Origin of the sequence: Nocardioides sp. zg-1308 (assembly GCF_013155375.1) — a bacterium.
Taxonomy (GTDB): domain Bacteria; phylum Actinomycetota; class Actinomycetes; order Propionibacteriales; family Nocardioidaceae; genus Nocardioides; species Nocardioides renjunii.
In genome coordinates this window covers 255343-277541 of sequence record NZ_JABJQY010000004.1, presented here as the reverse complement: position 1 = coordinate 277541, position 22199 = coordinate 255343, and the positions used below count along the sequence as shown (strand labels likewise).

General features: G+C 71.6%; 22 protein-coding genes. 18 read left to right on the top strand and 4 right to left on the bottom strand.

All coding sequences use genetic code 11. The features are described from left to right. The first annotated feature begins 93 nt into the window (after positions 1-93). Positions 94-1839 carry a proteasome ATPase gene (gene arc, locus HN031_RS16265; RefSeq protein WP_172272396.1) on the top strand — a complete coding sequence of 582 codons (1746 nt, stop codon included), beginning with the start codon at positions 94-96 and terminating at the stop codon, positions 1837-1839. A 7-nt stretch (positions 1840-1846) separates the two neighbouring features. Next, a complete protein-coding gene (locus HN031_RS16260; RefSeq protein WP_172272393.1) occupies positions 1847-2194 on the top strand; it encodes a hypothetical protein in 348 nt (115 codons plus the stop codon). Positions 2195-2354: 160 nt separating this feature from the next. Here HN031_RS16260 and HN031_RS16255 read toward each other — a convergent pair whose 3' ends face one another. Next, entirely contained in the window at positions 2355-2978 is a 624-nt protein-coding gene (locus HN031_RS16255) for a class I SAM-dependent methyltransferase (protein ID WP_172272390.1), read from the bottom strand. Between the two features lie 3 nt (positions 2979-2981). On the opposite strand from HN031_RS16255, the gene dop reads away from it, so the two are divergent. From dop to prcA, 4 genes are all read left to right on the top strand, one after another. Next, a complete protein-coding gene (dop, locus tag HN031_RS16250; protein ID WP_172272387.1) occupies positions 2982-4502 on the top strand; it encodes a depupylase/deamidase Dop in 1521 nt (506 codons plus the stop codon). A gap of 188 nt (positions 4503-4690) precedes the next feature. Further along, positions 4691-4888: a ubiquitin-like protein Pup gene (locus HN031_RS16245; RefSeq protein WP_172272384.1), complete on the top strand. Its 198-nt coding sequence runs from the start codon at positions 4691-4693 to the stop codon at positions 4886-4888. 4 nt (positions 4889-4892) lie between these two features. Continuing rightward, positions 4893-5723: a proteasome subunit beta gene (gene prcB / locus HN031_RS16240; protein ID WP_172272381.1), complete on the top strand. Its 831-nt coding sequence runs from the start codon at positions 4893-4895 to the stop codon at positions 5721-5723. A 23-nt stretch (positions 5724-5746) separates the two neighbouring features. Further along, positions 5747-6736: a proteasome subunit alpha gene (gene prcA, locus HN031_RS16235; protein ID WP_172272378.1), complete on the top strand. Its 990-nt coding sequence runs from the start codon at positions 5747-5749 to the stop codon at positions 6734-6736. A 9-nt stretch (positions 6737-6745) separates the two neighbouring features. Here prcA and HN031_RS16230 read toward each other — a convergent pair whose 3' ends face one another. After that, on the bottom strand, positions 6746-7156 hold the full coding sequence (locus HN031_RS16230) for a hypothetical protein (protein WP_172272375.1): 411 nt from the start codon (positions 7154-7156) through the stop codon (positions 6746-6748). Between the two features lie 132 nt (positions 7157-7288). Here HN031_RS16230 and pafA point away from each other — a divergent pair, with 132 nt between their 5' ends. The 12 genes from pafA to HN031_RS16170 all read left to right on the top strand — a co-directional run bounded on the left by pafA (position 7289) and on the right by HN031_RS16170 (position 19325). Then, positions 7289-8650 carry a Pup--protein ligase gene (gene pafA / locus HN031_RS16225; protein ID WP_172272372.1) on the top strand — a complete coding sequence of 454 codons (1362 nt, stop codon included), beginning with the start codon at positions 7289-7291 and terminating at the stop codon, positions 8648-8650. A 192-nt stretch (positions 8651-8842) separates the two neighbouring features. Further along, positions 8843-9754 carry an FKBP-type peptidyl-prolyl cis-trans isomerase gene (locus tag HN031_RS21650; protein ID WP_172272369.1) on the top strand — a complete coding sequence of 304 codons (912 nt, stop codon included), beginning with the start codon at positions 8843-8845 and terminating at the stop codon, positions 9752-9754. Positions 9755-9788: 34 nt separating this feature from the next. Further along, positions 9789-10772: a YafY family protein gene (locus HN031_RS16215; protein ID WP_172272366.1), complete on the top strand. Its 984-nt coding sequence runs from the start codon at positions 9789-9791 to the stop codon at positions 10770-10772. Beyond that, positions 10769-11812 (top strand): YafY family protein, encoded by a 1044-nt coding sequence (locus tag HN031_RS16210; RefSeq protein WP_172272363.1) that lies wholly within the window; start codon positions 10769-10771, stop codon positions 11810-11812. The genes HN031_RS16215 and HN031_RS16210 overlap by 4 nt, the downstream gene beginning before the upstream one ends. Next, on the top strand, positions 11809-12093 hold the full coding sequence (gene tatA, locus HN031_RS22055) for a twin-arginine translocase TatA/TatE family subunit (protein ID WP_172272360.1): 285 nt from the start codon (positions 11809-11811) through the stop codon (positions 12091-12093). Before HN031_RS16210 ends, tatA begins: the two co-directional genes overlap by 4 nt. Positions 12094-12098: 5 nt before the next feature. Continuing rightward, complete coding sequence (tatC, locus tag HN031_RS16200) at positions 12099-12935, top strand: twin-arginine translocase subunit TatC (protein ID WP_172272357.1); 837 nt, start codon at positions 12099-12101, stop codon at positions 12933-12935. Between the two features lie 22 nt (positions 12936-12957). After that, on the top strand, positions 12958-13371 hold the full coding sequence (locus HN031_RS16195; RefSeq protein ID WP_172272354.1) for a hypothetical protein: 414 nt from the start codon (positions 12958-12960) through the stop codon (positions 13369-13371). Positions 13372-13395: 24 nt separating this feature from the next. Then, on the top strand, positions 13396-14301 hold the full coding sequence (locus tag HN031_RS16190) for a YegS/Rv2252/BmrU family lipid kinase (RefSeq protein WP_172272351.1): 906 nt from the start codon (positions 13396-13398) through the stop codon (positions 14299-14301). A gap of 61 nt (positions 14302-14362) precedes the next feature. Then, positions 14363-17170, top strand: a complete 2808-nt coding sequence (locus HN031_RS16185) for an RNA helicase (protein ID WP_172272348.1) — start codon at positions 14363-14365, stop codon at positions 17168-17170. A 76-nt stretch (positions 17171-17246) separates the two neighbouring features. Further along, positions 17247-18182, top strand: a complete 936-nt coding sequence (locus HN031_RS16180; protein ID WP_172272345.1) for a 5'-3' exonuclease — start codon at positions 17247-17249, stop codon at positions 18180-18182. A 10-nt stretch (positions 18183-18192) separates the two neighbouring features. Then, complete coding sequence (locus HN031_RS16175) at positions 18193-18645, top strand: Lrp/AsnC family transcriptional regulator (RefSeq protein WP_172272342.1); 453 nt, start codon at positions 18193-18195, stop codon at positions 18643-18645. Positions 18646-18680: 35 nt separating this feature from the next. Then, the gene (locus HN031_RS16170; protein WP_172272339.1) at positions 18681-19325 is read left to right on the top strand and encodes a maleylpyruvate isomerase family mycothiol-dependent enzyme; all 645 of its coding nucleotides are present in this window, start codon (positions 18681-18683) and stop codon (positions 19323-19325) included. Positions 19326-19421: 96 nt separating this feature from the next. Here the strand turns inward: HN031_RS16170 and HN031_RS16165 are convergent, their stop codons facing one another. Beyond that, positions 19422-20378 (bottom strand): type IV toxin-antitoxin system AbiEi family antitoxin domain-containing protein, encoded by a 957-nt coding sequence (locus HN031_RS16165; RefSeq protein ID WP_172272336.1) that lies wholly within the window; start codon positions 20376-20378, stop codon positions 19422-19424. Positions 20379-20563: 185 nt separating this feature from the next. Further along, entirely contained in the window at positions 20564-22030 is a 1467-nt protein-coding gene (locus HN031_RS16160) for a KamA family radical SAM protein (protein WP_172272333.1), read from the bottom strand. Positions 22031-22199: the final 169 nt, after the last annotated feature.

Here is a 22199-nt window from a genome sequence, read left to right as displayed (position 1 = left end):
GACGCCGACGTTGCGAAACGGTGATCAACACGGCGAGATGTTCACTTCCGTCCCTCCAGCAGGTGGGTAGTGTCACTGAGCAGGAGGTGCGAGATGACTGAGCCGACACGCGAGCAACTTGCCACCCAGGTGCGCTACCTGGAGGCGGAGGTCACCGACCTGCGCCGCCGTCTCGACGACGTACCCGGTCAGGCCCGTGGCCTGGAGAGCCGGCTGGCCGACGCCCAACGGTCGCTGGCCGCGGTGTCCAGCCAGAACGAGCGCCTCGCGCAGACGCTGCGCGACGCCCGTGACCAGATCACCACGCTCAAGGAGGAGGTCGACCGGCTCGCCCAGCCGCCCGCTGGCTTCGGCACCTTCCTCGCGCGCAACGACGACGACTCGGTCGACGTGTTCACCGGCGGGCGCAAGCTGCGCGTCAGCGTGAGCCCCGCCGTCGAGCTCGACGGCCTCGTGCGCGGCCAGGAGGTCATGCTCAACGAGGCGCTCAACGTCGTCGCCGCGCTCGACTTCGAACAGGTCGGCGAGGTCGTGATGCTCAAGGAGATCCTCGCCGACGGCGAGCGGGCGCTGGTGATCGCCAACGCCGACGAGGAGCGGGTCGTACGCCTCGCCGAGCCGCTGCGCGCCGAGGACGTCACCATCCGCGCCGGGGACTCGCTGCTGCTCGACACCCGCGCCGGCTACGTCTACGAGGTCGTGCCGAAGTCGGAGGTCGAGGAGCTGGTGCTGGAGGAGGTGCCCGACATCGACTACACCCAGATCGGCGGCCTCACCACCCAGATCGACGCGATCCGCGACGCCGTCGAGCTGCCCTACCTCCACCCCGAGCTGTTCAAGGACCACGAGCTCAAGCCGCCCAAGGGCGTGCTCCTCTACGGCCCGCCCGGATGCGGCAAGACGCTGATCGCCAAGGCGGTCGCCAACTCGCTGGCCAAGAAGGTCGCCGAGCGCACGGGCGCGTCCGGGAAGTCCTACTTCCTCAACATCAAGGGCCCCGAGCTGCTCAACAAGTACGTCGGCGAGACCGAGCGCCACATCCGGCTGGTCTTCCAGCGGGCGCGCGAGAAGGCCTCGCTCGGCACCCCCGTCATCGTGTTCTTCGACGAGATGGACTCCCTGTTCCGCACCCGCGGCTCCGGCGTCTCCTCCGACGTGGAGAACACGATCGTCCCGCAGCTGCTCAGCGAGATCGACGGCGTCGAGGCGCTGGAGAACGTGCTGGTCATCGGCGCCTCCAACCGCGAGGACATGATCGACCCCGCCATCCTGCGGCCGGGCCGGCTGGACGTGAAGATCAAGATCGAGCGTCCCGACGCCGAGTCCGCGCGCGACATCTTCTCCAAGTACCTCACCGCGCGGCTGCCGCTGCACGCCGAGGACCTCGCCGAGTTCGGCCACGACCGCGACGCCACCGTCAACGCGATGATCCGCGCGACGGTCGAGCGGATGTACACCGAGTCGGAGGAGAACCGCTTCCTGGAGGTCACCTACGCCAACGGTGACAAGGAGGTCCTCTACTTCAAGGACTTCAACTCCGGCGCGATGATCCAGAACATCGTCGACCGGGCCAAGAAGATGGCGATCAAGGACTTCCTCGACAGCGACCTCAACCCGGCCCAGCGCGGCCTGCGGGTCCAGCACATGCTCCAGGCGTGCGTCGACGAGTTCAAGGAGAACGAGGACCTGCCCAACACCACCAACCCCGACGACTGGGCGCGGATCTCGGGCAAGAAGGGCGAGCGGATCGTCTTCATCCGCACGCTCATCACGGGCAAGCAGGGCACCGAGCCCGGTCGGTCGATCGACACGGTCGCCAACACCGGACAGTACCTGTGAGCCGGCGATGAACCGGGAGGACGAGCTCAGCCACAGCGACATCGAGGCCGCCCTCGCCACCCGTCGCGAGCTCGGCGCCCGCTACGACGCCGAGCTCGTCGACGGGTTCGCGGAGCGGGTCGAGCGCGCGGTGGAGCGGCGGGTGGCCGAGCAGGTCGCGATCCAGCAGCGGCGTACGTCCGCGGTGGCCGGCGCCGGCGCGCGCCAGCTGGCGCTGGGCATCGTCTCACTGGTGGCGTTCATCCCGATCAGCATCGCCCTCGGGGTCAACGGCCAGTTCCTGGCGCTGCTGGTCACCCTTGCCGGCATCGTCGCGGTCAACGTCGCCCACGCCTGGCAGTCGCGCAACCCCTGAGCGGTCCCGGAACGACGTCGGCCCCGACACCCCTGCGGAGGGTTCTGCCGGGGTCGGGTGGCACTACGTTGAACGCATGCGAACCATTCTGATCATCGTCGTCGTCGTCATCATCGTCATCTTCCTCCTCGGCTTCCTGCGCCGGGGCCGCTGACCTCCCTCACGACGCGAGCAGGCGGGAGCACCACGTCCAGTGCCGGCTCATCGCCGGTCCCGGCAGGTAGGACTGCTCGAGCTCGACGACCTCCCAGCCCGCCTCGCGCACCAGGGCGGGGACGTCCCGGGTGAGGTGGCAGCCGCCCGCGACGGCTCGCTGCACCGGTTCCATCCTGCGCTGCCAGCGGCGTACGGACTCCTCGGGCGCGAGCCCGTGCTCCAGCGCGTGCAGGCGACCGCCTGCCCGCACCACCCGCCTCGCCTCCCGCAGCGCGAGCAGCGGGTCGGGGATGGTGCACAGGCTGAACGTCACCAGGGCGCTGTCGTGCGAGTCGTCGGCCAGGTCGAGCCGCTGGCCGTCGAGGCCGGCGCGCTCGACGGGCACCGTGCCTTCCGCCCGGCCGGGCTCGGAGAGCTCCCAGCCGAGGTCGGACGGCTCGATGGCGGTCACCGCGGTGACCTCCGGCGGGTACCACCGCACGTTGAGCCCGCCGCCGAAGCCGAGCTCGAGCACGCGGCCGGTCAGGCCGGCGCAGGCGACCTCGCGCATCTCGCCGACCTCGTGGCTGCGCAGGCTGAGGTCGGTCAGACGAGGCACGACGCGCTCGTCCCACACCCGTAGGCTCATGTCATGAGCGTACGACGCGTGATGGGCACGGAGGTCGAGTACGGCATCTCGGTGCAGGGCCAACCGTCGGCCAACCCGATGGTCGCCTCCTCGCAGATCGTCAACGCGTACGCCTCGTCGACGGCGCGGGCGCGACGGGCCCGCTGGGACTTCGAGGAGGAGTCGCCGCTGCGCGACGCCCGCGGCTTCGACATGGCGCGCCAGGTCGCCGACCCCAGCCAGCTCACCGACGAGGACCTCGGCCTCGCCAACGTCATCCTCACCAACGGCGCCCGGCTCTACGTCGACCACGCCCACCCGGAGTACTCCTCGCCGGAGGTCACCACCCCGCTCGACGTGGTGCGGTGGGAGAAGGCGGGGGAGCAGGTCATGCTCGACGCCTCGCGGATGGCCGCGCAGGTCCCCGGCAGCACGCCGATCCTGCTCTACAAGAACAACACCGACAACAAGGGCGCCTCCTACGGCGCCCACGAGAACTACCTGATGCGCCGCTCGACGCAGTTCGCCGAGATCGTGCGCCACCTCACCCCGTTCTTCGTCTCGCGCCAGGTGGTCACCGGGGCCGGGCGGGTCGGCATCGGGCAGGACGGACGCGACACCACGCCGGAGCAGGGCTTCCAGATCAGCCAGCGCTCGGACTACTTCGAGGTCGAGGTCGGCCTCGAGACCACGCTCAAGCGCCCGATCATCAACACCCGCGACGAGCCACACGCCGACCCCGCGGTCTACCGCCGCCTGCACGTCATCCTCGGCGACGCCAACCTCGCCGAGATCTCCATCTACCTCAAGGCCGGCACGACGGCGCTCGTCCTGGCGATGATCGAGGACGGCTTCATCGACCGCGACCTCAGCGTCGAGGGGACGGTCCGGGCGCTGCGCGACGTCTCCCACGACCCAACGCTCAAGCACCTCGTGACGCTGCGCGACGGGCGGCGGCTCACCGCGGTCCAGCTGCAGCTGGAGTACCTCGAGCTGGCCCGCAAGTACGTCGAGGACCGCTACGGCGCCGACGCCGACGAGCAGACCGTCGACGTGCTGGCGCGCTGGGAGTCGGTGCTGACCCGCCTCGAGCGTGACCCGATGGAGTGCGCCGGTGAGCTCGACTGGGTCGCCAAGCTCAAGCTCCTCAACCAGTACCGCGACCGCGACCGGCTCGACTGGGACGACGCCAAGCTGCACCTCATCGACCTGCAGTACGCCGACGTACGGCCCGACAAGGGGCTTTACCACCGGCTCGCCGGCGCCGGGCGGATCACCCGCCTGCTCGACGACGCCACCATCGAGGCGGCCATGCACGACCCGCCGGTCGACACCCGCGCCTACTTCCGCGGGCGCTGCCTCGACAAGTACGCCGACTCGGTGGCCGCGGCGTCGTGGGACTCGGTCATCTTCGACCTCCCGGGCCGCGAGTCGCTCCAGCGTGTGCCCACGATCGACCCCCTCCGCGGCACCCGGGCCCACGTCGGCGAGCTGATCGACCGCAGCGACACCGCCCAGGCGCTCGTCGCGGCGATCACGCGCTGAGGGGACGTCGGGGGCGTCTGGGCTCGCGGTTTCCCCGCCTATGCGGGGAAACCCAAACTTCTGGGGGCGTGCACACCCCCAGAAGTTCGAACAACCCTCGGCGAGTCGGCGCCCCGGCCGGGGGACTCACCCCGCCCGCGGAGGGTGAGCCTCCTTGTGGCGTCGGTGGGAGTGGATAGGGTCGAGGCATGGCCCAGGAGCAGAAGCAACCGCGCAGGTCCTCCGAGACCGAGGAGGTCACCGAGCAGGTGACCGAGACCGACGTGGCCGAGCGCAAGGAGATGATCGACGAGGACGTCGACGCGATCCTCGACGAGATCGACGAGGTCCTCGAGGTGAACGCCGAGGACTTCGTGAAGTCGTTCATCCAGAAGGGCGGACAGTAGCCGGATGAGCGAGTCCCGCCTGCCCACGTCCTACATGACGCCCGGCACGTCGAGCTTCGCCGACTTCCTCGGCGCCCAGGCGCCCAACCTGCTGCCGTCGCGCCGCGCGGTCCCCACCGGCAACGCCGGCGACCTCGCCCCCCACGGCACCACGATCGTCGCCGCGACGTTCGCGGGCGGCGTGGTCATGGCCGGTGACCGCCGCGCCACGATGGGCAACATCATCGCCCAGCGCGACATCCAGAAGGTGTTCCCCGCCGACGAGTTCTCCGTGGTCGGCATCGCCGGCACCGCCGGGCTGGCGGTCGAGATGGTCCGGCTGTTCCAGACCGAGCTCGAGCACTACGAGAAGATCGAGGGCACCACGCTGTCGATGGACGGCAAGGCCAACCGCCTCGCCGCCCTCATCCGCGCCAACCTCGGCCTCGCCATGCAGGGCCTCGCGGTCGTGCCGCTCTTCGCCGGCTTCGACCTCGCCGCCGACCAGGGCCGGATCTTCAGCTACGACGTCACCGGCGGCCGCTACGAGGAGACCGCGTTCCACTCGGTGGGGTCCGGCTCGCTCTTCGCCCGCGGCTCGCTCAAGAAGCTCTACCGCGAGGACCTCACCGCCGAGGAGACCGTGACGGCCGTCGTCCAGGCGCTCTACGACGCCGCCGACGACGACTCGGCCACCGGCGGCCCCGACATCACCCGCCGCATCTTCCCGGTGGTGCACGTGATCACCGCCGACGGCGGCCACCGCATGCCCGACGACGACGTCGCCGCCATCGCCGACCGGATCCTCGCCTCACGGATGCAGCGCCCCGACGGGCCCGCCGCCTCCCTCACCTGACCCGACGCAGGAGTCACTTCCACATGAGCATGCCGTTCTACGTCTCGCCCGAGCAGCTGATGAAGGACCGGGCCGACTTCGCGCGCAAGGGCATCGCCCGGGGGCGTTCCGTCGTGGCCGTGCAGTACGCCGACGGCATCCTGTTCGTCTCGGAGAACCCGTCCCAGGCGCTGCACAAGGTCAGCGAGATCTACGACCGGATCGCCTTCGCCGCGGTCGGTCGCTACAACGAGTTCGAGAACCTCCGCATCGCCGGCGTACGCCTCGCCGATATGCGCGGCTACGCCTACGACCGCCGCGACGTCACCGGCCGCGGCCTGGCCAACGCCTACGCCCAGACGCTCGGCACGATCTTCTCCTCCGGCGGCGAGAAGCCCTACGAGGTGGAGATCTTCGTCGCCGAGATCGGCGACGCCGCCGAGGACGACCAGCTCTACCGCCTCACCTACGACGGCCAGGTCGCCGACGAGCACGGCTACGCCGTGATGGGTGGCGCGGCCGACGTGGTCGCCTCCCACCTCGCCGAGCACTACGTCGCCGGCGCCTCGCTCGACGACGCGATCCGCGTCGCGGTCGCCGCGCTCGGTCACACCGAGTCCGAGGACCGGGTCATCCCGGCCGACGACCTCGAGGTGGCGGTGCTCGACCGCACCCGCACCCGACCGCGCAAGTTCGTCCGGCTGCGGGCGACCCGACTGGCCGAGGTCCTGCAGGGCCGCGGCGCCGAGCAGGTCGCTCCCGAGACCGCCGAGGACGCGCTCGCCGGGTCGGGCCCGCGCCAGTCCGGCCAGGACGACCCCGCCGACCCCACCGACCAGGTCTCGGGCGCGACCCCGCCCCTCGAGGACCCGGTCACGGGCGAGCCCGCCACTCCTCCCGTCGCGCCGCCGGTCGCACCTCCGGTGTCGCCCCCGACCCGTCCCGCAGACCACGCACCGGTCGACCCGGCCGCGCCGGGGGACGCCCAGCCGCCCGCCCCGCAGCCGCCGGCACCGGAGCCGGGCCAGCCCTGAGCCAGGCCGTCAGCGCAGGTGGAGCCCCGGCCACTGCGCGGTCGGCTCGGTGGGGATGCCGCTGAGGCGGCGCCGGTAGCGCACCAGCGAGCCGAACTCGTCCAGGGCGTCCCACAGCCGCTGGTGAGCGGCCCACGGGAGAGGGCCGGTGGGACGCGCGTTGCCGTCGGGGCCGAACTCGTGCCACGCGCTGCCGAACCCGATCCAGGCCGGCGTCCACGTCGCGGCGTCGTCCCACGCCCCGCGCCGCTGCTCGACCAGCCGCTTGCGGAGCTGGAACGCCATCCGCTCGCCGTCCAGGACGACGGGCGCCGTGCGTACGGGCCACAGCCACAGGTCGTCGGTCATCACCCGCAGCTCCAGGTCCTCGATGACGCTCGGCTCGACGAGCACCGTGGCGACGAGGTGGCGTGGTCCCATGCGGAACGCTGACCCGGACGGGGCGCGCGCGTCAACCCCCGGTGAGGTGGGTCGGGGCGGGCTCACGGCTCGCCGGACGAGATTCCGGCGCAGGAGCGCGTCACGTGTGCCCCCCGCGCCTAGGGTGGGGACATGGACCGGCGGATCTTCGGCATCGAGAACGAGTACGGCGTCACGTGCACGTTCAAGGGCCAACGCCGCCTGAGCCCCGACGAGGTCGCACGCTACCTCTTCCGCAAGGTGGTCAGCTGGGGACGCTCGTCCAACGTCTTCCTCCGCAACGGCGCGCGGCTCTACCTCGACGTCGGCAGCCACCCGGAGTACGCGACCCCCGAGTGCGACGACATCGTCGACCTCGTCACGCACGACAAGGCGGGGGAGCGGATCCTCGAGGGCCTCCTCCTCGACGCGGAGAACCGCCTGCACGAGGAGGGCATCTCCGGCGACATCTACCTCTTCAAGAACAACACCGACTCCGCGGGCAACTCCTACGGCTGCCACGAGAACTACCTCGTCGGCCGGGCCGGGGAGTTCAGCCGCCTCGCCGACATCCTCATCCCGTTCCTCGTGACCCGCCAGATCGTCGTGGGCGCCGGCAAGGTCGTGATGACCCCGCGCGGGGCGTCCTACAGCGTCTCCCAGCGCGCCGAGCACATCTGGGAGGGCGTCAGCAGCGCGACGACGCGCAGCCGCCCGATCATCAACACCCGCGACGAGCCGCACGCCGACGCCGAGCGGTTCCGGCGCCTCCACGTCATCGTCGGCGACTCCAACATGAGCGAGACGACCACGCTGCTCAAGGTGGCCTCCTGCGACCTGGTGCTGCGGATGATCGAGGAGGGCGTGGTGATGCGCGACCTCACCATGGAGAACCCGATCCGGGCCATCCGCGAGATCAGCCACGACCCGACCGGGCAGCGCAAGGTGCGCCTGGCCAACGGCCGCGAGGCGAGCGCGCTGGAGATCCAGGCGGAGTACCTCGGCAAGGCCCGCGACTTCGTGGACCGTCGCCAGATCTCCACCCCGACCATCGAGCGCGCCCTCGACCTGTGGGAGCGCGCCCTCAAGGCCGTGGAGTCCGACGACCTGGGTCTGGTCGACCGGGAGATCGACTGGGTCATCAAGCTCAAGCTCATCGAGCGCTACCGCGCCAAGCACGGGCTCTCGCTCGGCGACGCCCGGATCGCCCAGCTCGACCTCGCCTACCACGACATCCACCGCGGTCGCGGCCTCTACTACCTGCTGGAGAAGCGCGGCGCCGTGGCCCGCGTGACCACCGACCTCAAGATCTTCGAGGCCAAGAGCGTGCCGCCGCAGAACACCCGCGCCCGGCTGCGCGGGGAGTTCATCCGCAAGGCACAGGAGCGCCGCCGCGACTTCACGGTGGACTGGGTGCACCTCAAGCTCAACGACCAGGCGCAGCGCACCGTGCTCTGCAAGGACCCGTTCAAGGCCTACGACGAGCGCGTGCAGAGGCTCATCGACGGCATGTGAGCCCCTGGCGTGCCCGCACCCGCCCCGGCGTCGCCACCGGCCCGGGCGGTCGCCGACCACCCCGACGTGGTGTCGTGCCGCGAGGGGTGGGGGTCGCTCGATAGGGTGACCGCGCAACGCCGACCGATCGAATCAGGTGAACCAGTGTCTCGTGTACGTTCCGCTGCCCTCAGCGGTGTTCTCGCCCTCAGCATGCTCGGACTCGCCGCGTGCGGCTCCGGCTCCAGCGACGCCGAGGAGGGGGGCGCGCCCCTCAGCTCGGTGACCGTCGAGGGCGAGCAGGGCCAGGAGCCCGAGGTGACCTTCGACGGCCGGCTCGACCCGTCCGCGGAGGAGGTCGACGTCCTCGTCGAGGGCGACGGCGAGACCGTCGCCGACGGCGACACCGTCCAGGCCAACTGGTGGATCGGCAACGGCTTCACGCAGGAGGAGGCCCAGAGCACCTACACCAAGAAGGGCGCCACGCAGTCGGTCGAGCTGTCCGCCGACGTGCTGCCCTTCCTGCGCGAGGCCATGATCGGACGCAAGGTCGGCGACCGCGTCGTCATGCTGACCTCCGCCGAGAAGGCCTACGGCGAGGTCGGCAACCCGACCATCGGCATCGGCAACAAGGACGCCGTCCTCGCGGTCGTCGACATCCTCGACCGGTCCGAGACCGTGCCGCCGCTCGACGGCCCCCAGGGCGAGGAGAAGAAGCCCGCGGGCTGGGCGCCCACCCTCGTCGAGAAGGACGGCGTGATCACCGGCTTCGACTTCACCGAGGCCCACGAGCCGACCGGCGAGCTGATCGCCACCACGCTCATCAAGGGCGACGGGGCCAAGGTGAAGTCCGGCCAGACCCTGACCGTCGACTACCTCGGCCAGGTCTACGAGGCCGACAAGCCGTTCGACGAGTCCTACAGCAAGGAGCCGGCCGAGTTCCCGATCGGCGTCGGCCAGGTCATCGCCGGCTGGGACGAGCGCCTGGTGGGCCGGACCGTCGGCTCGCGGGTGATCCTCGAGATCCCGCCGGCCAAGGGCTACGGCGAGGAGGGCAACGAGCAGGCCGGGATCACGGGCACCGACACGCTCTTCTTCGTCGTCGACATCCTCGCCGCCTCCTGAGCCGACGCGCACGAGCAGAAGGAAGGGAGCAGGGATGGCGCAGCCCCGGGCCGAGCGGCTGATGAACCTGCACATCCTGCTGCTCGGCGCCAAGCGGTTCATCGGCAAGGACGCGATCCGCGAGGCGTGCTACCCCGAGCACCCCCGCACGGCGGCCGGCGACGAGGCGTTCGAGCGTGCCTTCGAGCGCGACAAGGACGCCCTGCGCCAGATCGGCGCGGTGATCGAGGTCGGCAGCGCGGACGCGTTCTTCGACGACGAGATCGGCTACCGCATCCCGACCGAGCAGACCTCGCTCCCGGAGATCCGCTTCGAGTCCGACGAGGCGGCGGTGCTCGGGCTCGCGGCGCAGGTGTGGCAGCAGGCCACCCTCGCCAAGGCGACCGTCCGGGCCCTGGCCAAGCTCAAGGGCCAGGGCGTGGAGATCGACCCGTCCCGCCTCGAGGTGGTGGCACCCGCCATCACCGCGGACGAGCCGGCCTTCGAGCCGCTCTGGGACGCCGTCGGCAAGCGCCGGCAGGTCAGCTTCCCCTACCAGCGCGCCAGCGAGACCGAGCCGACCACCCGTCGCCTCCAGCCGTGGGGCCTGGCCCGGTCCTCGGGGCGCTGGTACGTCGTCGGCTTCGACGTCGACCGCAGCGCCGAGCGGGTCTTCCGCCTCTCGCGCATCGTCGGACCGGTCCGCGCGAGCGGCAAGTCGGCGGCGTACGACGTCCCGCCCGGCACCGACGTGCGCGCTGTCGCACGCCGCCTCTCACCGTCGTTCCCGTCCGTGCGGGCCGAGGTCCGGGCGCGGCAGGGGACGGGTGTGGGCCTGCGCCGACGAGCCGAGTCGGTCACCCCGATCGAGGAGCTGCCCGGCTGGGACCTGCTCGTCGTCGAGGGGCCGGTGCACGAGCTCTCCGACGAGGTGCTGACCTACGGCGCCGACGTGGTGGTCCACGGACCGCTCGCGCTGCGCGACGACGTGGTGACCCGCCTGCGTGCGGTCGCCGCACCGGGGGAGGAGGTCCGATGAGCACGACCGGCGACACCGCCCCCGACCAGGTCGCCCGCCTGCTGGCCCTGGTGCCCTACCTCCTGGCCCGCGGCGAGGTGCGCCTCGACGACGCCGCGGCCCACTTCGGCACCGACGCCGAGCAGATCGAGCGCGACCTGCGCCTGCTCTTCATGACCGGGGTGTCGCCGGGGCTGCCCGGCGACCTGATCGAGGTCGACCTGGAGGCGCTCGAGGGCGACCGGATCATCCGCGTCGACAACGCCGACTACCTCGCGCGACCGGTGCGGTTCTCGCCCGCCGAGGCGACCTCGCTCGTGGTGGCGCTGCGCACGATGGTCGAGGCGGCGCCCGCCGAGGCCCGCGACGTCATCACCCGCACGCTGGCCAAGCTCGAGCAGGCCGCCGGGCAGGACGAGGAGGGGCTGCTGCGCCTCCACGTCACCCCAACACCGCTCGAGAGCAGCGCCATCGTGCCCACCCTCGAGTCGGCGATCGCCCACGGCCACCAGGTCGAGATCAGCTACCACGTCCCCACGCGCGACGAGGAGTCGCGTCGCGTCGTCGACCCGCGCGGCCTGGCCCGCGTCGAGGACCGGCTCTATCTCGACGCGTGGTGCCACACCGCGGTGGGGGACCGCGCGTTCCGCGTGGACCGGATCCTGGCGGCACGCGAGCTCGACACCCCCGTGGCCGACCCCGGTGCGCGGGCCCGCGACCTGACGGGCGGCTGGTTTGCCGACGCCGAGACCACCACGGTCACCCTGCGCCTCGCGCCGCCCGCACGGTGGGCGGTGGAGTACTACCAGGTGACCGCCCAGCGACCGGGGCCCGACGGCACCATCGACATCGACCTCCAGGTCGCCAGCGAGCAGTGGGTCCGGTCCCTCCTGCTGCGCCTCGCCCCCCACGCCACGCTCGTCGCCCCCACCGCGTACGCCGAGAGCTTCCGCGCCGCCGCGCAGGCGGCGCTCCGGCTCTACGAGGACGACGGCGTAGACTCGGGGACGTCCCGCAGGGACCACCGCCCGCAACCCACCAATGACGGAGTGACCTCATGACCAACCCGCTGATCGGCATGCCGCAGGGTCTGGAGTGGCTGGTGATCCTCGCGATCGTCGTGCTCGTGTTCGGCGCCGCCAAGCTGCCCGACCTGGCCCGCAGCTCGGGCCAGGCGCTGCGGATCTTCAAGACCGAGACCAAGAGCCTGCGCGACGACGACGACGACGCGAAGACGCCCGAGCAGCGTGAGATCGAGGCGCGCAACGAGGCGCAGCGCGAGGTCGGCCACGACGCCTCGGGCGAGGTGCTGCGCGAGCGGCGCGACGACACCACCGCCTGACCCGGGTGAGGATCGCCGGTCTGGTCGGCCTGTTCTCGGGCCGGCCCCACCACGACGTCGGCCCGGACGGCCGGATGGCGCTGTCGGACCACTTCCGTGAGTTCCGCGCGCGCCTGCTGCGCTGCCTGATGGTCTTCGTGCTGGCGCTGGGCGTGGCGCTGTTCTTCCGGCACTTCCTGATCGACCTCGTCTACGGTCCCTACGAGCAGGCCCAGGCCAAGCTGCCCGAGGGCACGACCAACGCCACCACCAGCGGCGCCGGCGCCGGGCTGCTGCTGTGGCTGACGCTGTGCGGCTTCGCCGCCGCCATCGTGACCGCGCCCTACTGGCTCTACCAGATCTGGGCGTTCGTGCTCCCCGGGCTCTACGCCCAGGAGCGGAAGATGAGCCGGATCTTCGTCGCCGTCGCCGGGCCGCTCTTCCTCGCGGGGATCGCCCTGGGCTACCTCACGCTGCCCGTGGCCCTCGAGGTGCTCATCGGGTTCAACCCCGAGGGCGTCACCAACCTCATCGACTTCAACGACTACCTCCAGTTCTTCACCCGCACGCTGTTCGTCTTCGGTCTCGCCTTCAACATCCCGGTCTTCGTGGTGCTGCTCAACTTCGCAGGCGTCGTCAAGGGCGCCTCCCTCAAGGCCTACCGGCCGTGGATCATCATCGGCACGTTCGTCTTCGCTGCGGTCGCGACGCCGTCGGCCGACCCCTTCACCATGACGCTGATGGCCGGTCCCATGGTCATCCTCTTCTTCGCCTCCGAGGCGATCGCCCGGTTCAACGACCGGCGCCGGGCGCGCCGCGCGCCCAACAGCGGGCTGTCACCCGACGAGCTCTCGGCCATCTGAGCGGGTCTGACAGGCTGGTGCCATGCAGGCGACCATCTCCGACCTCGACCCGTTCGACCTGCCGGAGTGGCTCGGCACCTCGGACGTGGTGTGGCGCGCGGAGGCCGGACTGCGCTCGGGACACCTGGTCCGCGGCCGGCTGACGTCCGAGGACCCGGGCGGCGCGGGGGGCGCGGCGCAGGAGCTCGCCTGCGACCTGCTCGCCGTGGACGAGGCCTACCCCGAGCCCGTGGTGGACGACGCGAGCCGGCTGCGCGTGCACCAGGCGTGGCGGCACGACCAGGTCGTCATCGGTGAGGTCGACGCCCGCCTGGTCCTCGCGGTGCCGGGGACGCGCTTCGACCCCGAGCTCGTGCTCGACGCCCTGGGCCGGCTGGCGCGGGCCGTGGGGGCACACGCCGAGCGCTACGCCGCCCTGCTCCGACTCGGTCGTTGAGGAGCGGGGGATAGGGTCGCGCTCATGCACGACCCCGCTGCACCCGACCGCGCCGCGCGGGGTCGCGAGATCGCGCTGCTGACCAATCCCACCGCCGGCGGCGGCAGGGGCGCGCGCTACCGCGACGTGGCGCTGGCGCGGCTGCGCGAGAGCGGCTTCGTGGTGCGCAACCTCGAGGGCCGCGACGCCGACGAGGCCGCCGACCTCGCCCGCGGCTGCGTCGCCGACGGCGTCGAGGCGCTCGTGCTGTGCGGTGGGGACGGGCTGGTGCACCTGGGCGTGCAGGCGGTGGCCGGCACCGGCGTGCCGCTCGGCCTGATCCCCAGCGGCACCGGCAACGATTTCGCGCGCTACCTCGGCCTGCCCCGCGCCGACGCGGTCGCGGCGGCCGACCGCGTCATCGCCTCGCGCCGGCGCACGATCGACCTCGCCCGGAGCGGCGACCGCTGGTTCGTCACCGTGCTGGCCGCCGGCTTCGACGCGATCGTCAACGAGCGGGCCAACGCGATGGCGTGGCCGCGGGGTCAGATGCGCTACAACCTGGCCACCCTCGCCGAGCTGCGCACGTTCCGGCCCATCCCCTACGTCCTCCAGCTCGACGGCGAGTCCGCGGAGCACGAGGCGATGCTCGTCGCCGTCGGCAACGGCCCGTCGTTCGGCGGTGGCCTGCGGATCACCGAGGGCGCGCTGCTCGACGACGGGCTGCTCGACGTCGTGGTCATCACGCGGATGAGCAAGACCAAGCTGGTGCGGTCCTACCCGCGCCTGTTCACGGGAAGGATCGACGGTGTGGCCGAGTACGTCCACCGGCGGGTCAGGTCGGTGACCGTCGCCGCGCCCGGCATCGTCTCGTACGCCGACGGCGAGCGCTTCGGGCCGCTGCCGCTCACGATCGACTGCGTGCCCGGCGCCCTGGAGGTGGTGGCATGAGCACCCCACGACGTTCTTCTCCTCCGCTCCGCTCCTCCGAAGAACGCCGAGGGGACCCCGCATGACCGAGGACCAGGACCAGGACCTGACGCCGGCGGAGCGCTACGCGGCGTTCCAGCGGGAGAAGGCGTACCCCATGCTCAAGGACTTCGCCGGCCTCTACGGCTTCGAGCTCGACGACTTCCAGGTGCGCGCCTGCCAGGAGATCGAGAACGGCCGGGGCGTGCTCGTCGCCGCGCCGACGGGCTCGGGCAAGACGATCGTCGGCGAGTTCGCGATCCACCTCGCGCTCCAGACGGGGCGCAAGGCGTTCTACACCACGCCGATCAAGGCGCTGTCGAACCAGAAGTACCACGACCTGGTCAAGCGCTACGGCGCTGACAACGTCGGCCTGCTCACCGGCGACAACGTCATCAACGGCGAGGCGCCGGTGGTCGTGATGACCACCGAGGTGCTCCGCAACATGCTCTACGCCGGGTCCCGCACCCTGCTCGGCCTCGGCTACGTGGTGATGGACGAGGTCCACTACCTCGCCGACCGGATGCGCGGCGCCGTGTGGGAGGAGGTGATCATCCACCTTCCCGAGTCGGTGACGCTGGTGTCGCTGTCGGCGACCGTGTCCAATGCCGAGGAGTTCGGCGAGTGGCTGGCCACGGTCCGCGGCGAGACGAGCACCATCCTCGAGGAGAAGCGGCCCGTGCCGCTGTTCCAGCACGTGATGGTGGGACGGCGGCTGCTCGACCTCTTCGCCTCCTCCGACGTCGACGCGAGCGCCGGCTTCGTCAAGGAGGGTGCTCCCGTCAACGAGGAGCTCACCCGGATCGCGCGCGACGACTGGGCCAGCTCGCGCCTCATGCGCGACCGGCGCTCGCCGCGCAAGGGCAAGCCCGGCTCGACGAAGAACCCCCGCGCCGTCGGCAACGGCCGCCGGGTGTGGATCCCGAGCCGGGTCGAGGTCGTCGAGCGGCTCGACCGCGAGGGCCTCCTGCCCGCCATCATGTTCGTCTTCAGCCGGGCCGGGTGCGACGCGGCCGTGACCCAGCTCGTCCAGGCCAACACCCGGCTCACGACCGCCGCGGAGCGCGACGAGATCTTCGCCCGGGTGGAGGAGGCCTCGCGGACCCTGCCGGAGGAGGACCTGCACGTCCTCGGCTACCACGAGTTCCTCGACGGGCTGACCCGCGGGATCGCCGCCCACCACGCCGGCCTGCTGCCGGCGTTCAAGCAGGTGGTGGAGGAGCTGTTCCAGGACGGGCTGGTGAAGGTGGTCTTCGCCACCGAGACGCTGGCCCTGGGCATCAACATGCCCGCACGCACCGTCGTCATCGAGAAGCTCTCGAAGTGGAACGGTGAGTCGCACGCCGACCTGACGCCGGGGGAGTACACCCAGCTGACCGGGCGGGCGGGACGACGCGGCCTCGACATCGAGGGCCACGGCGTCGTGCTCTACCAGCCCGGCATGAACCCGGGGGAGGTCGCGGGGCTCGCGTCCACCCGGACGTACCCCCTCCGCTCGTCCTTCCGGCCGTCCTACAACATGGCGGTCAACCTCGTGCACCAGTTCGGCCGGGCGCGCTCGCGCGAGCTGCTCGAGCAGTCGTTCGCACAGTTCCAGGCCGACAAGGCCGTCGTCGGGCTGGCGCGGCAGGTGCACAAGGCGGAGGAGGCCCTCGAGGGCTACCGCGAGGCGGCGACCTGCCACCTCGGCGACTTCATGGAGTACGCCGCCCTGCGCCGCCGCATCAGCGACCTGGAGAAGGGTGCCGCGCGGGAGCGCCGCCTGGACCGCCGGCAGGAGGCGATGGCGTCGCTGGGCAAGCTGCGTCCCGGCGACGTGATCAACGTCCCCGCCGGCAAGTTCAGCGGCCTGGCCGTCGTCATCGACCCCGGCCACTCCGGCGACGAGCCACGGCCCTACGTCGTCACCGCCGACCGGCAGGCCCGGCGGCTGGCCCCGATGGACTTCCCGGTGCCGGTGGAGGCGATCGGCCGGCTGCGGATCCCCAAGTCGTTCAACGGGCGCAACCCGGCCATGCGCCGCGACCTGGCCACGGCGCTCCGGACGCAGGCGCGCGGCTTCGACGGCCCCGAGCCGCGCCGCCAGAAGCAGCGCGACTCCTTCAGCGACACCCCCGCCGACCGGGAGGTCGGCCGGCTCCGGGCGGACCTGAAGTCGCACCCCTGCCACCAGTGCCCCGACCGCGAGGACCACTCCCGGTGGGCCGAGCGCTACTTCAAGCTGGAGCGCGACACCGAGACCCTCAAGCGGCGGGTGGAGAACCGCACCAACACCGTCGCGCGGACCTTCGACCGGGTGTGCGACGTGCTGACGGCGCTGGGCTACCTCGACGGCGACACCGTGACCGAGCAGGGCGCACACCTGCGGCGGATCTACACCGACATGGACCTCGTGGCGGCGGAGGCGATCCGTGAGGGCCTCTTCGACGACCTGGCCCCCTCCGAGCTCGCCTCCGTCCTGTCGGCGCTCGTCTTCGAGGCCCGGCGCGCCGACGACGCGTCGTCGCCGAAGATGCCGGGCGGCCAGGTGCGACCCGTGCTGGGCGAGCTGGTCCGCGTGTGGGGCAGGCTCGACGCCCTCGAGCGCGACCACCGCCTCGACTTCCTGCGCGAGCCCGACATCGGCTTCGCCTGGGCGGCGTGGCGCTGGGCCGAGGGCGACGACCTCGACGACGTCCTCATGGCCACCGGGCTGTCCGCCGGTGACTTCGTGCGGTGGATGAAGCAGCTGCTCGACCTGTGCGGGCAGGTGGCCGACGCCGCGGGTGACCGTCCGCTGCGCACCACCGCGCGCACGGCGGCCAAGCAGCTCAAGCGGGGCGTGATCGCCTACTCGGTGCTCGCCGAGTAGCCACCCGGCGGTGGATCGGTCCCCACCCGGGCCGCACACGCGCGGGTGGGGCGTCCGCGTGTGGGAGGCTGCCGCCATGTCCTCCGGCGACCGCCTGCTGCTGCTCGACACGGCCTCCCTCTACTTCCGCGCGTTCTTCGGCGTGCCCGACTCGGTCACGGCCCCCGACGGAACCCCGGTCAACGCCGTGCGTGGGCTGATGGACTTCATCAGCCGGCTGGTGGGGGAGTACGACCCGAGCCACCTCGCCTGCTGCTGGGACGACGACTGGCGTCCGCAGTGGCGCGTCGACCTGATCCCCTCCTACAAGTCGCACCGGGTGGTGCGCGAGGTCCCCGGCCCGCGGCCGGACGTCGAGGAGGTGCCCGACCCGCTGCAGGCGCAGGTGCCGATCATCATCTCGGTGCTCGAGGCCTTCGGCATCCCGGTCGTCGGCCACGCAGAGATGGAGGCCGACGACGTCATCGGCACCCTCGCCACCGGTGCCGGCATGCCGGTCGACATCGTCACGGGCGACCGCGACCTGTTCCAGCTCGTCGACGACGACGCCCAGGTGCGGGTGCTCTACGTCGCGCGCGGGGTCAGCAAGCACGAGCGGGTCGACAACGCGTGGGTGCGCGGGAAGTACGGCGTCGACGCCCACCAGTACGCCGACCTGGCCACCCTGCGCGGCGACGCGTCGGACGGGCTGCCCGGCGTGGCGGGGGTGGGCGACAAGACCGCCGCGACGCTGCTCGGCCGGTTCGGCACGGTCGAGGCGATCGTCGCGGCCGCCGCCGACCCCGACTCCGACATGGGGCCGGGTCCGCGGGGGAAGATCAAGGCCGCCGCCGACTACCTGCTCGTCGCGCCGCGCGTCGTCGCCGTACGCCGCGACCTCGACCTCGGCTCGCCCGACCTCACGCGACCGCGCACGCCCGTCGACCACGACGCGGTGGTGGCCTTGGACGAACGGTGGGGGCTGGGGTCGTCCGCCGTGCGCCTGGTGCAGGCGATGTCCGGCTCGGACTAGGGTTCGGCGGGTGAGCTCCTCCGAGGTCGAGTCCAAGGACCGGCAGATCCTGGCCCTGCTGGCCACCGACGGCCGGATGTCCTTCACCGACCTCGGCAAGGCGACCGACCTGTCCACCTCGGCCGTGCACCAGCGGGTCAAGCGGCTCGAGCAGCGCGGGCTGATCCTCGGCTACGGCGCGACCGTCGACCACGACCAGCTCGGCCGGCCCCTGACGGCCTTCATCTCGATCACGCCGATCGACCCGTCGCAGCCCGACGACTACCCCGAGCGGCTGCAGGGCATCAAGGAGATCGAGTCCTGCTGGTCCGTGGCCGGCGAGGAGTCCTACATCCTCAAGATCCGTGTCGCCACGCCCCGTGACCTCGAGGACCTGCTCGGCAAGATCCGCGGCGCGGCCAGCGTCTCGACGCGGACCACGATCGTGCTCTCGACCCCCTACGAGAACCGACCCGTCGACTGACCCGCGGCTCCGGCCGACCCCACCCGGGAGGCGCCATGCCAGCCCCACCCTCGCAGGACCTGCTGCGCTCCGAACGGCTCGCGCTGGTCGCCGACCTCGACCGGCTCCCCGACGAGCAGTGGCGCCAGCCGTCGCTGTGCGCCGGCTGGCGGGTGGTCGACGTCGCCGCCCGCCTCGCCTGGACCCCCGTCCTCGGCCCCACGGCCGGGGCGGCCGCGATGGCGCGGCACCGCTTCTCGATGAACGCGATGATCGCCGGCCTCGCCGTCGAGTGGTCCTCGCGCGGTCGCGAGGCGATCCTCGCCCAGCTGCGCACGAACGCCGCGACCGGCGCCCGGCCGATCGGGATGCCCCTGGTCGCCGCGCTCTCGGACGCGGTCGTGCACGGCATCGACGTACGCCGCCCGCTGGGGCTGGCGACCTCCGTCCCGCCGGACGCGGTCGGCCCGGTCGCGGACTTCGCGCTGGCCACGCCGTGGCCCCTCCACGCGGTGATCGGCGGCAGCGCCCGCCGCCGCGTCGCCGGCGTACGCCTCGTCGTCCCCGGGGTCTGGGAGCACGGCGGCGGCCCGGAGGTCACGCTCTCCGCCGAGGCGGCGCTCCGGCTGGTCTACGGGCGCGCTGTCGGGCCCGACGAGGTGTCGGGGGCGGGGGTGGGTGTGCTGCGGGGGCGGTTGTGACGCCCCCGTCCTGGTGTTGGTTTCCCCGCATATGCGGGGAAACCCGAACATCCCGTGGCGTACACACCTCTAGAAGCTCACAACTCGCGCGAGAAGTCAGGCACCGACGGGCCGCGTACGGCTCTCCAGCAGCCGGCGGATCCGGGTAGCGGTGGCGGCCGGGTTCTCGAGGTCCGCCCACCCGATGCGGATGCACACCCACCCGGTGAGCAGGCAGATGCGCTCCTCACGCTTCTTCTCCCGCAGGAGGTACTGGTCGAGCGTCTCGCCCTCACGCCGGTGGAGCTCGTACTTGATCCTCCCGTCGAACTCCAGGAAGACTCCGTGGTGAGGCCACGCGAAGTCGACCCGGCCGAAGACCCGCCCTCGCTCGTCCCGGATCACCACCTGCGGCTCAGGACGCGGCAGGCGCTGCTGCCGGCACATGTAGTAGGTCCGGCTCTCCGCCGGTGACTCCATCCGACCGTCGGCGAGAGCGAGAACCACGTGGGCGGAAAGCGTGTGCGGCCAGTGCTTCATGGCCTCGACCGCGGCGACGAGCTCGTCGACAGACATCTGCTCGGAGTGGAGCAACCCGTTGACGACGACGAGCGCGGCCTCGGGTGTCGCCGTCGACAGGACTTCGACGGCGCTCCGGGCAGCCGGACTGACACGGACGCCGTTCACGATCTCCACGTCGTGTTCCGACAGCTCCCCGCCGTGGTGGACGACCCCCGCCTCACGTCGTCCTCCGTTGCCGTCCGTGCGCGTCATGTGCACCTCGTCCAGCGAGATGTTCCACACCGGCACGCCGCGCTCGACCACGGCGGACACGTGGGTCAGGGCGGCGCGCGGGTGGGCCGTACGCAGCGCCGCTCGGCACAGGACGCGGTGCCGGTCGGCAGCGGACAGGCGGTCCCACAGGGCCGCGTCGACGTACGCGCCGTGACGGACCCGATGGAGGACACCGGCGGAGACGAGCCGGGTGAGCTGGTGGTCGGTGTAGCCGTCCTCGACCAGCTCGCGGCGCAGGCGTACGACGTTGTCGAGGTCCGGCGGCGAAGGGCGGTACATGACGTCAGGCTCGCCCGCCGCGCTGGCTCAGCGGTACCCGTGCGCGGCGATCTGTGGACAGCCGGGTCACCGACCCGCGGCGACTTCTCCAGCGGGTTTCGATCTTGTGGGGGCGTACACACCTCGACATGTTCGGGTTTCCCCGCATATGCGGGGAAACCGAGCGCCGAAGAAGAAGACCGCCCTCAGTAGGCCTGCAGAGCCGCCGTACGCCGCGACGCCTCGGCCATCTCGGCGGCCTTGAGCGAGGCCTCGTCGAGGCGGCCGTGCTGCTCCCACCACTGCTGGCCCGACTCGGGCAGCGTGTGGATCGGGTCGTAGTACTCGTAGTAGCGCGACAGCGCCTCGGCGTCGTCGGCCTCGATCGAGGTGCGGTAGTTCTTGGTCCAGTAGGAGATGCCGTGCTCGAGGTCGTAGTCGGCGTTCTGGTGGACCCAGCGCTTGCCGACGAACGGCACGTCGCACACGATGCGCGGCGTCGCGAACCCGGGCAGGTAGCCCATGATGTGGTGCTGGAGCCGCTGGGCGTCGGCGAGCGAGACCCGCCAGTGCTCCGAGAACGGGATCATGTCGCACATGTAGAAGTAGTAGGGCATGATCTGCGCGCCGTCGAGCAGGCGGAAGCACAGGTCGAGCAGGGCGTGCGGATCCGCGTTGACGCCGTTGAGCAGGACACCCTGGTTGCGTACGTCGCGCAGGCCGGCGTCGAGCATCGCGCGGGTGGCGTCGGCCACGAGCGGCGTCACGGAGTTCGCGTGGTTGGCGTGGGTGTGCATCGCGATCGAGACCCCGCGCGAGCGGGCGATCGAGGCCACCCGGCTCACGCCGTCCACCACGTCGGGCTGCAGCCAGTGCTGGGGGAGGCCGACGAGCGCCTTGGTCGCCAGCCGGATGTCGCGGATGTTGTCGATGGCCAGGACCTCGGTGAGGAAGGCCTCGAGGCGGGGCCACGGCATGTTGGCCACGTCGCCGCCGGAGACGACGACGTCGCGCACCGACGGGGTGCGGCGGAGGTAGTCGAGCATGTCGCCGAGCCGGTCGTTGGGCTTGGCGGTGAACTTGAGCTTCTCGATGACCGGCGTGGAGTTGCCGACGAGGTCCATGCGGGTGCAGTGGCCGCAATACTGCGGGCAGGTCGGCAGCAGCTCGGCGAGGACCTTGGTGGGGTAGCGGTGCGTCAGTCCCTCGGTCGCCCACATGTCGTGCTCGTGCAGCGAGTCGCGCGCCGCGTGCGGGTGCGAGGGCCAGTCGGTGCGACGGTCGCTGAGGACGGGGAGCATGTAGTGGCGGACCGGGTCGGCGTAGAACGCCTCGGTCATCGACCCGGCGCCGGCGGGCTCGAAGGTCGGCACCATCGTGTTCATCATCTGCGGCGGCACCAGCATGGACATGGTGGCCCGCTCGGCCTGGTCGCGCTCGAGGTCGGCGTAGAACCGGTCGTCGAGCCGGTCGCCCATCAGCTCGCGCAGCTGCTTGACGTTCTTGACGCAGTGCGCGCGCTGCCACTGCACAGACGCCCACTCCCCGGCGGTTACGGCGGACCAGCCCGGGAAGCGTGTCCAGTCGGGCTCGACGAGCTCGACCCGCTGGTAGGGGTAGGGCTGGCCGGTGGCGAGTGCCTGCCCCAGCGGGCTGGCGGTCTCGATGCTCATGAGGTCTCCTTGCAGTGGCCCCGGTGCTGGGTGCCGGCCGGGGTCAGGCCTGACGGCGCGCCGGTTGTGTGTGCGGCGACACATCTGGGAGAGTACGTGGAGAACGTGCGGTGAGTCCAATGCCGCGCCGCAAGATTTCCGGCACAAGCGCGTGAACCTAGAAGGATGA